The sequence below is a fragment of the Castellaniella sp. genome (genome assembly GCF_034007085.1).
GTDB lineage: Bacteria > Pseudomonadota > Gammaproteobacteria > Burkholderiales > Burkholderiaceae_B > Castellaniella.
Window position 1 is genome coordinate 1 of record NZ_JAVERO010000052.1, and the last position, 13,681, is coordinate 13,681.

The 13,681-nt window shown below is 64.7% G+C and carries 13 protein-coding genes; 12 read left to right on the forward strand and 1 reads right to left on the reverse strand.

Annotation, left to right across the window (positions count from 1 at the left end; translation table 11 throughout):
• Both recA and recX read left to right on the forward strand, forming a co-directional pair.
• The coding region (gene recA / locus RBR29_RS06485) for a recombinase RecA (protein WP_320348149.1) at positions 1-866 on the forward strand (866 nt) is incomplete at its 5' end.
• Complete coding sequence (recX, locus tag RBR29_RS06490) at positions 856-1,401, forward strand: recombination regulator RecX (protein ID WP_320348150.1); 546 nt, start codon at positions 856-858, stop codon at positions 1,399-1,401. The genes recA and recX, both read left to right, overlap by 11 nt.
• Here recX and RBR29_RS06495 read toward each other — a convergent pair.
• Positions 1,378-2,313, reverse strand: coding sequence for a LysR substrate-binding domain-containing protein (locus RBR29_RS06495; protein WP_320348151.1), 936 nt, complete (start codon positions 2,311-2,313; stop codon positions 1,378-1,380). The two genes, recX and RBR29_RS06495, sit on opposite strands and share 24 nt — an antisense overlap.
• A gap of 102 nt (positions 2,314-2,415) precedes the next feature.
• Here RBR29_RS06495 and metE point away from each other — a divergent pair, with 102 nt between their 5' ends.
• The 10 genes from metE to RBR29_RS06545 all read left to right on the forward strand — a co-directional run bounded on the left by metE (position 2,416) and on the right by RBR29_RS06545 (position 13,496).
• Complete coding sequence (gene metE / locus RBR29_RS06500) at positions 2,416-4,713, forward strand: 5-methyltetrahydropteroyltriglutamate--homocysteine S-methyltransferase (protein ID WP_320348152.1); 2,298 nt, start codon at positions 2,416-2,418, stop codon at positions 4,711-4,713.
• Between the two features lie 95 nt (positions 4,714-4,808).
• A complete protein-coding gene (locus RBR29_RS06505; protein ID WP_320348153.1) occupies positions 4,809-5,372 on the forward strand; it encodes a DUF2889 domain-containing protein in 564 nt (187 codons plus the stop codon).
• A gap of 99 nt (positions 5,373-5,471) precedes the next feature.
• Positions 5,472-6,632, forward strand: a complete 1,161-nt coding sequence (sucC, locus tag RBR29_RS06510; RefSeq protein WP_320348154.1) for an ADP-forming succinate--CoA ligase subunit beta — start codon at positions 5,472-5,474, stop codon at positions 6,630-6,632.
• A 19-nt stretch (positions 6,633-6,651) separates the two neighbouring features.
• On the forward strand, positions 6,652-7,533 hold the full coding sequence (sucD, locus tag RBR29_RS06515; RefSeq protein ID WP_320348155.1) for a succinate--CoA ligase subunit alpha: 882 nt from the start codon (positions 6,652-6,654) through the stop codon (positions 7,531-7,533).
• A gap of 200 nt (positions 7,534-7,733) precedes the next feature.
• Entirely contained in the window at positions 7,734-8,684 is a 951-nt protein-coding gene (hemC, locus tag RBR29_RS06520; protein WP_320348156.1) for a hydroxymethylbilane synthase, read from the forward strand.
• An 11-nt stretch (positions 8,685-8,695) separates the two neighbouring features.
• Positions 8,696-9,463 carry a uroporphyrinogen-III synthase gene (locus RBR29_RS06525; protein WP_320348157.1) on the forward strand — a complete coding sequence of 256 codons (768 nt, stop codon included), beginning with the start codon at positions 8,696-8,698 and terminating at the stop codon, positions 9,461-9,463.
• Between the two features lie 18 nt (positions 9,464-9,481).
• Positions 9,482-10,732: a uroporphyrinogen-III C-methyltransferase gene (locus RBR29_RS06530; protein ID WP_320348158.1), complete on the forward strand. Its 1,251-nt coding sequence runs from the start codon at positions 9,482-9,484 to the stop codon at positions 10,730-10,732.
• A 10-nt stretch (positions 10,733-10,742) separates the two neighbouring features.
• Complete coding sequence (locus tag RBR29_RS06535; RefSeq protein ID WP_320348159.1) at positions 10,743-12,233, forward strand: heme biosynthesis HemY N-terminal domain-containing protein; 1,491 nt, start codon at positions 10,743-10,745, stop codon at positions 12,231-12,233.
• A gap of 16 nt (positions 12,234-12,249) precedes the next feature.
• Positions 12,250-12,786: an inorganic diphosphatase gene (ppa, locus tag RBR29_RS06540; protein ID WP_320348160.1), complete on the forward strand. Its 537-nt coding sequence runs from the start codon at positions 12,250-12,252 to the stop codon at positions 12,784-12,786.
• Between the two features lie 11 nt (positions 12,787-12,797).
• Positions 12,798-13,496: a fumarylacetoacetate hydrolase family protein gene (locus RBR29_RS06545; protein WP_320348161.1), complete on the forward strand. Its 699-nt coding sequence runs from the start codon at positions 12,798-12,800 to the stop codon at positions 13,494-13,496.
• Positions 13,497-13,681 lie beyond the last annotated feature (185 nt).

Below are 13,681 nucleotides of genomic sequence, written 5' to 3' on the forward strand. Positions count from 1 at the left end.
TGCCGCGTGGCCGGGTAATCGAGGTCTACGGGCCGGAATCCTCCGGCAAGACCACGCTGACCCTGCAGGTCATCGCCGAAATGCAAAAAATCGGCGGCACCTGCGCCTTTGTCGATGCCGAACATGCCCTGGACGTCCAGTATGCGGCGCGCCTGGGGGTCAACCTGGAAGACCTGCTGATCTCCCAGCCCGACACGGGGGAACAGGCCTTGGAAATCACCGATGCCCTGGTGCGTTCGGGGTCGGTCGACCTGATCGTCATCGACTCGGTCGCCGCGCTGGTACCCAAGGCCGAAATCGAAGGCGACATGGGCGATTCGCTGCCTGGCCTGCAGGCCCGCCTGATGAGCCAGGCGCTGCGCAAACTGACGGCCACGATCAAGCGCGCCAATTGCATGGTGATCTTCATCAACCAGATCCGCATGAAAATCGGCGTCATGTTCGGCAATCCGGAAACCACCACGGGTGGCAACGCGCTGAAATTCTATTCTTCCGTGCGCCTGGATATCCGCCGCATCGGCTCGATCAAAAAAGGCGACGAGGTCATCGGCAACGAAACCCGCGTCAAGATCGTCAAAAACAAGGTCGCCCCGCCGTTCAAGCAGGTCGAATTCGACATCATGTACGGCACGGGCATTTCCCGCGAAGGCGAAATCATCGATCTGGGGGTTCAGGCCGGCCTGATCGACAAGTCGGGCGCCTGGTACAGCTACAACGGCGAACGCATCGGCCAGGGCAAGGACAACGTCCGCGAATACCTCAAGGAACACGCGGACATGGCCTTCGAAATCGAAAACCGTGTGCGCGAGCACCTGGGCATCGCGCCTCGGGCCGTGCCAGCGGCTTCCGAGGCCGATGGGAAATAGAACAGACGGCGGTTTCAGTACCGGGCCGGGCGGCGAAGGTCCGCCTGGGCGTGGTTCTGGCGGCGGCCCCAGCCTGAAGGCCCGCGCGGTGGCCTATCTGTCGCGCCGGGAACATTCCCGCCTTGAACTCCAGCGCAAGCTGTCTGCCTGGTGCGACGATCCTGCAGCCATCGAGGCCGTGCTTGATGATCTGGCGCGTGAACACTGGCAGTCCGATCAGCGCTATGCCCAGGCCTATGCGCATCGCGCTGCCGAACGTCAGGGCGCGCAGCGCATCCTGAGCGCTTTGCGTCAGCAGGGGGTCGCGGACGAACAACTGGCCGATCTGCGGGACACCCTGAACGCCACCGAAGCCGAACGCGCGCGCGCCGTCTGGCAGCGCAAATTCGGTCATCCCCCCGCGGATCCACGTGAATATGCCCGGCAATACCGTTTCATGGCAGGGCGCGGGTTTTCCGCCGATTGCATCCGGCGCCTGCTGGACAGGCGGGGGCATTTCGATGCGGATGTTTCATCGGCGGACGGGGCCGACTGAGTCGCTGTCTTTTATCCCCGGCAGGGTCTCGAAACACGTGCGCCGCGCTTGTTCCAGAAAGGCTTGCACATAGGCCGTATCCGCATCTTCGATGCGGATGCCCGCCTGCAGGGTGCGCCAGATGCCGGTGCCCAGGCGGCAGATGTTCAGGCCCGGCAGATTTTTGTATTCATCCAGTGCCCAACTGGGCAGTGCTGCCACGCCCCGGCCGCTGGCGACCAGCTGCACGATCATGGGCGTCAGTTCAGCGGTACGCAGGGCGGCGGGTTCGACGCCGGCCGGATCCAGAAAGGCCGTGTAGACGTCCAGGCGGGAACGGTCGACCGGATAGGTGATCAGGACCTGATCAGCCAGGTCTTCGGGGTGAATGTGGCTGACCGAGCCCAACCGTCCCTGGCTGGAGACCGCCAGCACCAGTTCATAGGCGAACAGCGGGGTGTAGGCCACCGATTCCAGTGGCTCGGGATCCGAAGTGATCACCACGTCCAGGTCGCCGCGCGCCAGAGCGGGCAGGGGGGCGAAGGAAAAGGCGGCCGTCAGATCCAGGGAGACTTCCGGCCAGTCCTTGCGGAATGCGTCCAGCGTCGGCATCAGCCACTGAAAGCAGGAATGGCAGTCGATGGCGACATGCAGGCGGCCAGCGCGGCCAGCCGCCAGGCGGCGCAGTTCCTGTTCTGCCGCCCGCACGCGCGGCAGTACATCTTCGGCCAGCGCCACCAGTCGCAAACCGGCTGTCGTCAGGCGGGCAGGGCGAGTGCGTCGGTTCAGCAACGGGGTTTTCAGCCGGACTTCCAGATCGCGTACCTGATGTGACAAGGCCGATTGCGTCAGATGCAGGCGCTCGGCGGCTTCCTGCAGGCTGCCACCATCGCGGATGGCCAACAGGGTTTCCAGATGTCTGAATTCAATCATGAATTTTTCTCATGTTATTCGTGCGAGATTTGATTTTTTATTTCCTGATGAGCCAGGCAGAATAGCGTTCATTGAGAAATTTTAATTCAAATGGAATTTATCATGACAGTTATTCATAATCTGGGCTTTCCTCGAATTGGTGCAAACCGAGAACTGAAACGAGCCCAGGAAGCCTACTGGGCCGGCAAATCCGATCAGGCCAGCTTGCTGGAAGCAGGCCGTGCATTGAGAGCCCGCCACTGGGCCATCCAGGTCGATGCGGGTGCGCACTGGGTGCCGGTTGGCGATTTTGCCTGGTACGACCACATTCTGGAATGGACCACGATGCTGGGGGCGGTGCCGGCGCGCTTTGGCCAGGCGGATGATGCGCCGGTCGATCTGGATACTCTGTTTCGCATGGCGCGGGGCCGGGCGCCGTCGGGCACGCCGGCAGCGGCTTGTGAAATGACCAAGTGGTTCGACACGAATTACCACTACATTACGCCCGAATTGCATCCCGGTCAGACCTACCGCATTGCGCGCGAAGCGCTGTTCGAGCAAGTGGCCGAGGCCCAGGCGTTGGGCCATCGCGTCCGCCCGGTGATTCCGGGGCCGCTGACCTGGCTGTGGCTGGGCAAGGGGGATGCCTACGAGGGCGGGGCGGGCGATGCGGGCAAACTGGACTTGCTGCCCGGCCTGCTGGCCGTCTATGAGCAGGTGCTGCGGCGCCTGGCGGCCCAGGGGGTCGAGTGGGTGCAGATCGATGAGCCTGTTCTGGTGCTGGATCTGCCGCAGGCCTGGCGCGCGGCATTGGCCGGCGTCTATGCCAGCCTGACGGCCCAGGGGCCGAAGGTTCTGCTGGCGACGTATTTTGGCGGCATCGAGCACAATCTGGACGTGATCCGCGCTTTGCCGGTGCAGGGGCTGCACGTGGATCTGGTGCGTGCGCCGGACCAGCAAGCCGCTGTGCTGGCGGCGCTGCGCGACGACCAGATTCTGTCCCTGGGCGTCATCGATGGCCGCAACGTCTGGCGCGCCGACCTGGACCGTCTCCATGAGCAGGTCCGCGCAGCGGCGAAACGCCTGGGCGAACGTCTGTGGCTGGCGCCGTCATGCTCGCTGTTGCATGTGCCGATCGACCTGAGCCTGGAAACCGCGCTGGACAACGAACTGCGCGGCTGGCTGTCCTTTGCCGTGCAGAAGCTCGATGAATTGCGTCTGCTGCGGATTCTGGTGGATGGGGGCGCGGACGAGGCCGATCAGCACGCGCTGGCGGCGGCCCGCCAGGCCGTGAGCAGCCGTGCGGCATCCAGCCGCATCCATCGCCACGACGTGACCGAGCGCCTGGCCACCCTGGATTCGATCGGCCGCGATCGGGTGCCGTTTGCCCGGCGCATTGCTGCGCAACAGGCACGCCTGGGACTGCCGCGCTATCCGACGACGACCATCGGTTCGTTTCCGCAGACTCCGGAAATCCGCGCGTTGCGCCGCGACTGGCGGGCCGGTACGCTGGGGGATGCGGCCTACGAACAGGCGATCCGCGATGAAATCGAGCGCGTCGTGCGTTTCCAGGAGGAAATCGGCCTGGATGTCCTGGTGCACGGCGAACCCGAGCGCAACGACATGGTGGAATATTTTGGTGAATTGCTGGCCGGTTTCGCCTTCACGGCCCACGGCTGGGTGCAGAGCTATGGTTCTCGTTGCGTCAAGCCGCCCTTGATCTATGGTGACGTGGCGCGCCTGGCGCCCATGACCGTGGCCTGGTCGGTCTATGCGCAGTCCCTGACGGATCGGCCGGTCAAGGGCATGCTCACCGGCCCGGTGACAATCCTGCAATGGTCCTTTGTGCGTGATGATCAGCCGCGCGAACGGACGTGCCGCCAGATCGCCCTGGCTCTGCGTGACGAGGTCCTGGACCTGGAGCAGGCCGGCGTGACGGTGATCCAGATCGACGAGCCGGCGTTTCGTGAAGGCCTGCCGTTGCGGCGCGACGACTGGGCTGCCTACCTGGACTGGGCAGTGGACTGCTTTCGCCTGTCCACCGGCGGGGTGCGCGAGGACACGCAGATCCATACCCACATGTGCTATTCGGAATTCAACGACATCATCGAGTCGATTGCGGCGATGGATGCCGACGTGATCACCATCGAGACCTCGCGCTCGAACATGGAATTGCTGGGTGCGTTCGAAGACTTTGCCTATCCGAACGATATCGGGCCGGGGGTCTATGACATCCATTCACCCAATGTGCCGCGCGAGGACTGGATGGTGGATCTGATGCGCCGTGCGGCCCGCCGCCTGCCTGCCGAACGGCTCTGGGTGAATCCCGATTGTGGCCTGAAGACGCGCGGCTGGCCGGAAACCCGCGCGGCGTTGCAGGCGATGGTGCAGGCGGCCCGGACGCTGAGACAAGCTGCCTGAGCGGACACGGGTCGGATCCGGCCCCCGATATAATCGGGGGCTTATACACGGTATATAATTGAAAGGTTCTACGAATTCAGGCCTTTTCGTTTTCCATGCCCTTGTCCGATCCGGCGTGTCCGCGCCGTCCTGTCCATACACGCTCCATCCGTGTCGAATCCTATGCCCGGGATGACGGGCTGTGGGACCTGGAAGCCGAACTCATCGACACCAAGGCCTACGATTTTCCGATTCGTGGTGGGGGCGTGCACCCCGCAGGCGCGCCGGTGCATCATATGCGCTTGCGCGTCACCATCGACGAGCAGTTCACCATCACCGCCGCCGAAGCTGCCTACGAGGCCGCCCCTTATGGTGGCTTCTGCAGTGCCATCGCGCCGGAATACCGCCACCTGGTCGGCCTGAATCTGCTCAACCAGTTTCGCCGGCATGTGCGCGAGCGCTTTGGCCGCACGGCGGGCTGTACCCACGTCACTGAACTGACCAATGTCCTGCCCACGGTGGCGGTGCAGACCATGGCGGGGCGCCAGCGTGAGTCCGATACGGGCGAACGGCCTTTCCAACTGGATGGCTGCCACGCCCTGCGGGTGGGGGGGCCGGTAGTGCGCACACACTATTCCCCTTGGTTCGTTCCCGACGAGGCCAATGCCAATGAGACCTGATGTCCCCTTCCAAGGACTGCGGGCCGATGGCGTTCATCGATCCGGCACGTCGAAGCGGCGGGCCGGCGGCTTTCTTTTCTCTCCACTGACAGGTAACTCATGAAAATTCACGAATATCAAGGCAAGGAATTGCTGAAGAAGTTTGGCGTGACTGTCCCGCGCGGCATCCCCGCGTTTTCGGTCGAGGAGGCCGTGGCGGCAGCCGAAAAACTGGGAGGTCCTGTCTGGGTCGTCAAGGCGCAGATCCACGCCGGTGGGCGCGGCAAGGGAGGGGGCGTGAAAGTCGCCAAATCTCTGGACGATGTGCGCAGCCTGGCAGGCCAGATCCTGGGCATGCAGCTGGTCACCCACCAGACGGGCCCCGAAGGCCAGAAGGTCCGCCGCCTCTACATCGAGGATGGCGCCGACATTCAAAAGGAATACTACCTGTCCGTCGTGACCGACCGCGCCACGCAGAAAGTGGCCTTCATTGCTTCCAGCGAAGGCGGGATGGACATCGAAGAAGTCGCCCATTCCACGCCCGAAAAAATCGTGACCGTGCAGATCGATCCCCTGCAGGGGTTCACCCGGGCCGATGGCGACAAGCTGGCGCAGGGCGTTGCCATGCCGGCCGACTCAGTGGACCAGTTCATCGATGTGTGCCAGAAGCTCTACACCTGCTACATGGAAACCGATGCCTCGCTGGTCGAGATCAACCCCCTGAACCGTGACAGCAAGGGCAATATCATCGCCCTGGATGCGAAATTCAACTTCGATTCCAATGCGCTGTTCCGCCATCCCGAAATCGTCGCCTATCGCGATCTGGATGAAGAAGACCCCGCCGAAATTGAAGCCAGCAAATTCGATCTGGCCTACATCCAGCTCGATGGCAATATCGGTTGCCTGGTCAACGGCGCAGGCCTGGCCATGGCGACGATGGACACCATCAAGCTGTTCGGCGGCGAACCGGCCAATTTCCTGGACGTCGGCGGCGGCGCCACGGCGGAAAAGGTCACCGAGGCCTTCAAGATCATGCTCAGGAACGACGGCGTGAAGGCCATTCTGGTCAATATTTTCGGCGGCATCATGCGCTGCGACGTCATTGCCGAAGGCGTCATCGCTGCCTGCAAGGCCGTCAATCTGAACGTGCCGCTGGTGGTGCGCATGAAAGGCACCAACGAAGAACAGGGCAAGCAGATGCTGGCGGCCTCGGGCCTGCCCATCATCAGCGCCAATACCATGGCCGAAGCCGCGACCGCCGCTGTCGCCGCCGCGAAATAAGCACCACAGGGAATAGAACATGTCGATTCTGATCAACAAGGACACCAAGGTCATCACCCAGGGGATCACCGGCAAGACCGGCCAGTTCCATACCCGCATGTGCCGCGACTACGCCAACGGACGCGCCGCTTTCGTGGCCGGCGTGCACCCGAAAAAAGCCGGCGAGGACTTCGAAGGCATCCCCATCTACGCGTCCGTCAAGGACGCCAAGCAGGCCACGGGCGCGACCGTTTCGGTCATCTACGTGCCGCCCGCAGGCGCTGCCGCCGCCATCTGGGAAGCCGTCGAGGCCGACCTGGACCTGGCCATCTGCATCACCGAAGGCATCCCCGTGCGCGACATGCTGGAAGTCCGCAACCGCATGCGCGCCGAAAACCGCAAGACCCTGCTGCTGGGCCCCAACTGCCCGGGTCTGATCACGCCCGACGAAATCAAGATCGGCATCATGCCGGGGCATATCCACCGCAAGGGCCGCATCGGCGTCGTCAGCCGTTCTGGCACCCTGACCTACGAGGCTGTGGCGCAAGTCACGGAACTCGGCCTGGGCCAGTCCAGCGCGGTCGGTATCGGCGGCGATCCGATCAATGGCCTGAAGCACATCGATGTGCTGAAGCTGTTCAATGACGATCCGGATACGGATGCCGTCATCATGATCGGCGAAATCGGCGGCCCCGACGAAGTCAATGCCGCGCAGTGGGCCAAGGACAACATGAAGAAACCCGTGGTCGGCTTCATCGCGGGCGTCACGGCGCCTCCGGGCAAGCGCATGGGCCACGCGGGCGCCCTGATCTCGGGCGGCGCGGATACAGCCGATGCCAAGCTCGAAATCATGGAAGCCTGCGGGATCCGTACGACCCGGAATCCTTCGGAAATGGGCAAGCTGCTGAAAACCGTGCTGTAATGGGAGATCGGCGCAGGGCGGCTGACGCGCTTGCGCCAATCACCCAGGCCCCCGGCGTGGGGGCTTTTTTTCGTCCACGCGGCGGCTACCCGGATTCACGGTGAACCCATGAAACTGAAACGTCCCACCCTGTTGCAGGGCCTGGCCGTTCTGGCCGCGCTGGGCCTGCTGCTGCGTCTGCTGCTCTCGAGGTATACCGCATGACCGCCGCTCCGGCACCCCAATCCCTTGTGATCGCCACCCGGGCCAGCCGCCTGGCGCTGTGGCAGGCCCGTCACGTTCAGGCCCGTCTCCAGGATCTCTACCCGGACTGCCGCGTCGAATTGCTGGAAATGACCACGCGCGGCGATCAGATCCTGGATCGGACCCTGTCCAAGGTCGGTGGCAAGGGGCTGTTCGTCAAGGAACTCGAGACGGCGCTGCTGGATGGGCGCGCGGACCTGGCCGTGCATTCGCTCAAGGACGTGCCGGTCGATCTGGCGCGGCCCTTTACCCTGTCCACCATCCTGGAACGGGCCGACCCCTGTGATGCCCTGGTGTCCAACACAGCGGATTCCCTGGATGCACTGCCTGCGGGCGCGGTCGTCGGGACGTCCAGCCTGCGCCGCGAAGCCCAGCTGCGCGTTCGCTATCCGCATCTGGAAGTCAAGCCCCTGCGTGGCAATCTGGATACCCGGCTGGCCAAACTCGACCGGGGAGACTATGCCGCCATCGTGCTGGCCGCAGCGGGCTTGCAGCGTCTGGGGCTGGGGGATCGGATTCGCGCCGTCCTGCCGGTGGACGTGAGTCTGCCTGCGGCGGGGCAGGGGGCCCTGGGAATCGAGACCCTGGCCGATCACAGCGATCTGCAGGACTGGCTGGCGCCGTTGGCCTGTGGTCAGACCACCGCCTGCGCCCTGGCCGAGCGTGCCGTATCACGTGCGCTGGGGGGATCCTGCCAGGTACCCTTGGCGGCGCATGCCGTCCTGCGCGATGGCCGCCTCTACCTGCAGGCGTTGGTGGCCGAACCGGATGGCAGCCGTGTCCTGCGCATCGAAACCGTGGGCGAACCCGGTGCCGCCGAAGCGCTGGGCCAGCAGGCGGCCCAGGGCCTGCTGGATCAGGGGGCCGGCGCGATCCTGGCCCGCCTGTCCGCATCCGCCGCATCCTGAGCCATCCGCAGATGGACCTGATTGCCCCGGTCGTGTTGACGCGCCCTGCAGGGCGCAACGCACCGCTGGCGGCCGCCTTGCGTGCGGCAGGCCTGGCAGTGGTCGAAGCCCCCGCCTTGAAGATCGAACGGCTGGCGGTGGCCCCGCCTGTGCTTCAGGTGGGCGATCTTTGTGTTTTCGTCAGCCGTCAGGCGGTGGATGCCTGCTTTGATGGGCGTTGCGCTGCGACGCCCTGGCCGGATGGCGTCCGGGCGGCGGCCGTGGGCGCGGCCACCGCTCAGGCGCTGCGGCTTCATGTCCCTGCCGATGCCATCCTGGCCCCGGCAGAGGGGGCCCCGCCCGATTCGGAATCGTTGCTGGCCGTCATCGAGGCCGTCGGTCTGGTGCCGGGCCGTGCGCACATCATGCGGGCGCAGCAGGGGCGGGATTGGCTTGCGCGGCAGTTGCAGGCACGAGGCTGGTCGGTGTACTGCCATGCCCTGTATCGTCGCAGCCCCGCGATCTGGGATCGCGACACTTGCGCCATCCTGGCCGGTCCGGGCCGCTGCACGCTGCTGCTGACCAGCCTGGAAGCCGTCGATGCCGTGGCCGACAGCCTGCGCCGACAGGCCATGGACTGGCCCGCCACCCTGAAGCTCGTGACCCTGCACGAGCGGATCGCGCGGCGTTTACAATGCATCTATGCGGACCGCCCAGCGGATGCGTTGACCGTGCGCCTGAGCGCACCCGATGAGGCCGCCCTGTTTCAGGCTATATTGGCATCTGCGAGATCTGCCTAAAAGGACCCATACGCCGCCATGACCGATATCGATCACAGCTCGTCCGTTCCGTCCCCAGAGTCGGCAGCGCCAGCATCCGCGCTGGCCACGGCCCAGGCGGGGGCGAGGCGGAAACGGTCGGGGGGGGCCGCCTGGGCGGTGATCCTGCTGGTCCTGCTCGCCCTGATCCTGGGCGGGGCGCTGTACTACCAGAATCGCCAGTACCATGCCTTGCAGGCCGATCTGCAGCAACAGCATCAGCAAAGCGTGCAACTCGTCCAGGAAACCCGCGCTCAGGCCGTGCAGGCCCTGTCCCAGGTCCAGGAACAGGCCGTCCGGATCCAGGAACTGAGCAGTGCGCTGGAAACGACCGCAGGCCAGGTCCAGGAACTCGACCAGGCGCTGCGCATGATGACGGACAGTGGTTCGGACTTGCTGCTGCTCAACGATATCGATCATCTGGTGACCATCGCCCAGCAGCAGCTCGCCCTGGGCGGCAACGTGGCCAATGCAATCATCTCCCTCGAAGCCGCGCAGGCCCAACTGGCGCGCGCCAACCGTCCGGGGCTGGCGGCGTTGCAGCAGTCGATCAACGGCGACCTGGACCGCCTGCGTGCTGTGGCGACCATCGATCTTTCGGCCCTGACCGCACGCATCGACCGCCTGTCCGACCTGATCGGGACTGCGCCCCTGCTGGTTCCGGACGCAGCCGGCCAGCCGGCCAGCCAGGTGATGCCAGAAAATTTGGCGCCTGAAACGCCTGCTGCGCCTCATGAACCGGCGACCCCGGCCACCGACGGCTGGCGCGCTGTGGCTGCGGATGCCTGGCAATGGACACGCGATATGGCTGGCCTGGTTTCGCAGGATCTGCGTGGTTTGTTCGATGTGCGCCGCGTGGACGATTCAGCCGCGCTGCTGATGTCGCCCGATCAGGCCCTGCGCTTTCGCGAGGTCCTGAAACAGCGGGCTGTGACCGCCCAGCTGGCCTTGATGATGCATCAGTCCCGCATCTGGCAGACCGAACTCGACCAGTTGTCCAGGGCCATAGACCAGCGCTACGACATGCGCGCCGAGACCTCGCGCGAAGCCCTCACAATCGCCCGTGAATTGCGTGACACGGCAATCGAAATCCAGCTGCCGACGGTGGACAACAGCCTGGCCGCGATCGCTGCCGCCCGGGACGCCGCCGCAGCACAGGACGAACAGGAAGGCAGCATCCCCGAAGACTCGGGGCCGGCCGACGACGCAACGGTGCCACCGGCCGCTGAATCCTCTGCTGACGCGGCCTGAGGAACATGTGATGCGATCCTGGATCTGGACCCTGATACTTTTCGCGGCTGCCGTGGCGTTGGCGCTGGTGTTGCGCGAACACGGCGGAAACGTTCTGATCATTGCTCAACCGTGGCGCATTGAATTGTCCCTGTCGCTGGCCGTGGTGTTGGCCCTGGTGGCTTTCCTGGCGTTGCATTGGCTGCTGCGCGCGTTGAACTGGCTGGCGAACAGCCCCGGCCGGCTGCGCGCCTGGCGCGGGCGCCGCGCCCAGAAGCGCGATGTCGAATTGCTCGAACGCGGCTGGATCCACGTCCTGGAAGGCCGCTACGTTCAAGCCGAAAAAGACCTGTCCAACCTGCTGTCGCGCACTCGTTCGGCCGACCGCAAGGTCCTGGCCGGTCTCAGCGCGGCGCGCGCCCTGCATCTGCTGGGTGAAACCGCGCGCCGCGATCAGGTCCTGCAACTTGCCCAGGAAGGCGCCGGCCAGGATTCCCGTTTGCGTCAGGCGGTGGACACGGTGATGGCAGAAATGTATCTGGACCAGAATCGCGCCGAGGAAGCCCTGGCCTTGCTGGAACCTTTGCAGGACGCCTCGTCCCGCTTCTTGCACGGCACCCGCCTGCTGCTGCGCGCACATCGTCAGCTGGGCCATGCGGATCGCGTGTACGCGCTGACCCGCCTGCTGCTCAGACGCGGGGCCATTGACGCAACCCAGGCCCGCCAATTCATCCGTGAATCGACGGCCCAGCGCCTGGCGGTGGTCGAGGAATCCGGCTGGAATGCGCTCTGGGGCGACCTGAGCGCCGATGAACGACTGGATCCCGATGTGGCACTGGCCGGCGCTCAGGCCCAAGCACGCCTGGGTCATCCGGCCGAATCGGCCCGCATCCTGGAAGCCGCCCTCGGACGGCAGTTGGACGACCGTCTGTTGCGTCTCTATGCCCAGTGTGATCCGGCCTGGGCTGGCCAGCGCATCGGCCATGCCGAACTCTGGCTGCGGTCCAATCCCGATCATCCCGGCCTGCTGGCGGCGTTGGGCCAGCTCTGCCTGGCTGCCCAGCTGTGGGGGCAGGGCGAACACTATCTGGAACGCAGCCTCGCGTTGCGGGCCGATACCCACATCCATGCGTTGCTAGGCAATCTGCACGATGCGCTGGGCCATGCCGACCAGGCACTGCGCAACTGGCGTCTGGCCTGCCAGGCAGCGGATGCCGACCTGCCTGCGGTCAATCGCCTGCTGCCGGCTGCCGACACAAGCGATGATCCTCGCTTCAAGGAAACGGATGACACAATGCCAAGCGATTTGGCGCCATCCGTTCCTCCTGCGGCCAGCGGTGTCTACATTCAGGACGAAACCGGCGCCGATGCGGTGCCCATTTCTGTGCCGGCACCCAAGCCGCCGCAGGCCGGGCCCGGAGCAGCATCCACTGAAGACGACTATTTCGACACCGCGCCGATTCCTGGAGTGGACATGTCCCAGACATCGGACGGTGGCGCCCGCAGAGATTTTTCTGTCTGACCTATCAAGGAAATCCATGAGCCTAGATCGAGTGCCGGCCGGCGACAAGCTGCCCGATGAATTCAATGTCGTGATCGAAATCCCGATGAACGCGGATCCGGTCAAATACGAGGTCGACAAGGCCAGCGGCGCCGTGTTCGTGGACCGTTTCATGTTGACGGCCATGCACTATCCCTGCAACTATGGCTATATCCCCCAGACCCTGTCCGAAGATGGCGATCCAGTGGATGTGCTGGTGATCGCGCCATTCCCGGTGCAAGTGGGTTCGGTGATCCGTTGTCGCGCCCTGGGCGTGATGAACATGGAAGACGAAGCCGGCAAGGATGCCAAGCTGCTGGCCCGCCCGGTCGACAAGCTGTATCCGCCCTACCGCCAGATCGAATCGACGGCGGATCTGCCAGCCGAAGAACTGCAGCGCATCCAGCATTTCTTCGAACACTACAAAGACCTGGAAAAGGGCAAGTGGGTCAAGGTCCAGGGCTGGTCGGACGTGGATGCCGCCAAGCAGGAAATCCGTGCGTCCGCCGAACGCTACGAACAGGCCCGGGCCTGAAAGGCGCGTGCATGTGCGATACCGTGATCCCACGTCCTGAGGCCGCCACTGTGGCGGTCCAGGGCGCTGCCGCCCGGTTTCCCGTGCGGCGCATCTACTGTGTCGGCCGAAACTACGCGGACCATGCGCGGGAAATGGGCGACTCGGGGCGCGAGCCGCCGTTCTTCTTTGCCAAGCCCGCTGATGCAGTCCTGAATGTGGCCCAGGGCGCCGTGGGTGTGTTGCCCTATCCGCCACTGACCCAGGATCTGCACCACGAGGTCGAACTCGTGGCCGCACTGGGCGCGGGGGGGCGCGATCTGACGCCAGAACGGGCGGCTGCCTGTATCTGGGGCTATGCCATCGGCCTGGACATGACTCGCCGTGACCTGCAGGGTGCAGCCAAGCAAGCCGGCCGTCCCTGGGAAACCGGCAAGGCCTTCGACCACAGCGCGCCCATCGGGCCGCTGCATCCGACGGCTGCCGTTGGCGCCATGGCACAGGGGGCGATCACGCTGTCGGTCAATGGTCAGTTGCGCCAGTCCGGCAACCTGTCGGACATGATCTGGCCGGTTCCAGAGGCCATCGCCTACCTGTCCACGCTGTTCGAACTGAAGGCCGGCGATCTGATCTATACCGGCACACCAGCCGGAGTCGGCGCCGTCGTGCCCGGCGATCAGATCGAAGCCGCCATCGAGGGACTGGGCGTTTTGCGCGTGCGCATCGGCTGACTGGCCTGCACTCCAGGCCAGCGCTTCACGAGGCTGACGGCTCGGGTCGCGCCGCGCCGCAGCCTCGTGCGCACTACGATCAGGACACTTTCAGCCAGGACGGGAATTGCGAATAGGCAGGCCCCGAATGCCAGGGCACACTGGACTCCATCGCTTTTCCGGAGTCCGCCATGTCCGCCTTTCTT

What these genes read in the sequence shown, in the direction of transcription:
- recX (WP_320348150.1), top strand. Translation starts at nt 856, where the DNA reads ATGGGAAATAGAACAGACGGCGGTTTCAGTACCGGGCCGGGCGGCGAA.
- RBR29_RS06495 (WP_320348151.1), bottom strand. Translation starts at nt 2,313, where the DNA reads ATGATTGAATTCAGACATCTGGAAACCCTGTTGGCCATCCGCGATGGT.
- metE (WP_320348152.1), top strand. Translation starts at nt 2,416, where the DNA reads ATGACAGTTATTCATAATCTGGGCTTTCCTCGAATTGGTGCAAACCGA.
- RBR29_RS06505 (WP_320348153.1), top strand. Translation starts at nt 4,809, where the DNA reads ATGCCCTTGTCCGATCCGGCGTGTCCGCGCCGTCCTGTCCATACACGC.
- sucC (WP_320348154.1), top strand. Translation starts at nt 5,472, where the DNA reads ATGAAAATTCACGAATATCAAGGCAAGGAATTGCTGAAGAAGTTTGGC.
- sucD (WP_320348155.1), top strand. Translation starts at nt 6,652, where the DNA reads ATGTCGATTCTGATCAACAAGGACACCAAGGTCATCACCCAGGGGATC.
- hemC (WP_320348156.1), top strand. Translation starts at nt 7,734, where the DNA reads ATGACCGCCGCTCCGGCACCCCAATCCCTTGTGATCGCCACCCGGGCC.
- RBR29_RS06525 (WP_320348157.1), top strand. Translation starts at nt 8,696, where the DNA reads ATGGACCTGATTGCCCCGGTCGTGTTGACGCGCCCTGCAGGGCGCAAC.
- RBR29_RS06530 (WP_320348158.1), top strand. Translation starts at nt 9,482, where the DNA reads ATGACCGATATCGATCACAGCTCGTCCGTTCCGTCCCCAGAGTCGGCA.
- RBR29_RS06535 (WP_320348159.1), top strand. Translation starts at nt 10,743, where the DNA reads ATGCGATCCTGGATCTGGACCCTGATACTTTTCGCGGCTGCCGTGGCG.
- ppa (WP_320348160.1), top strand. Translation starts at nt 12,250, where the DNA reads ATGAGCCTAGATCGAGTGCCGGCCGGCGACAAGCTGCCCGATGAATTC.
- RBR29_RS06545 (WP_320348161.1), top strand. Translation starts at nt 12,798, where the DNA reads ATGTGCGATACCGTGATCCCACGTCCTGAGGCCGCCACTGTGGCGGTC.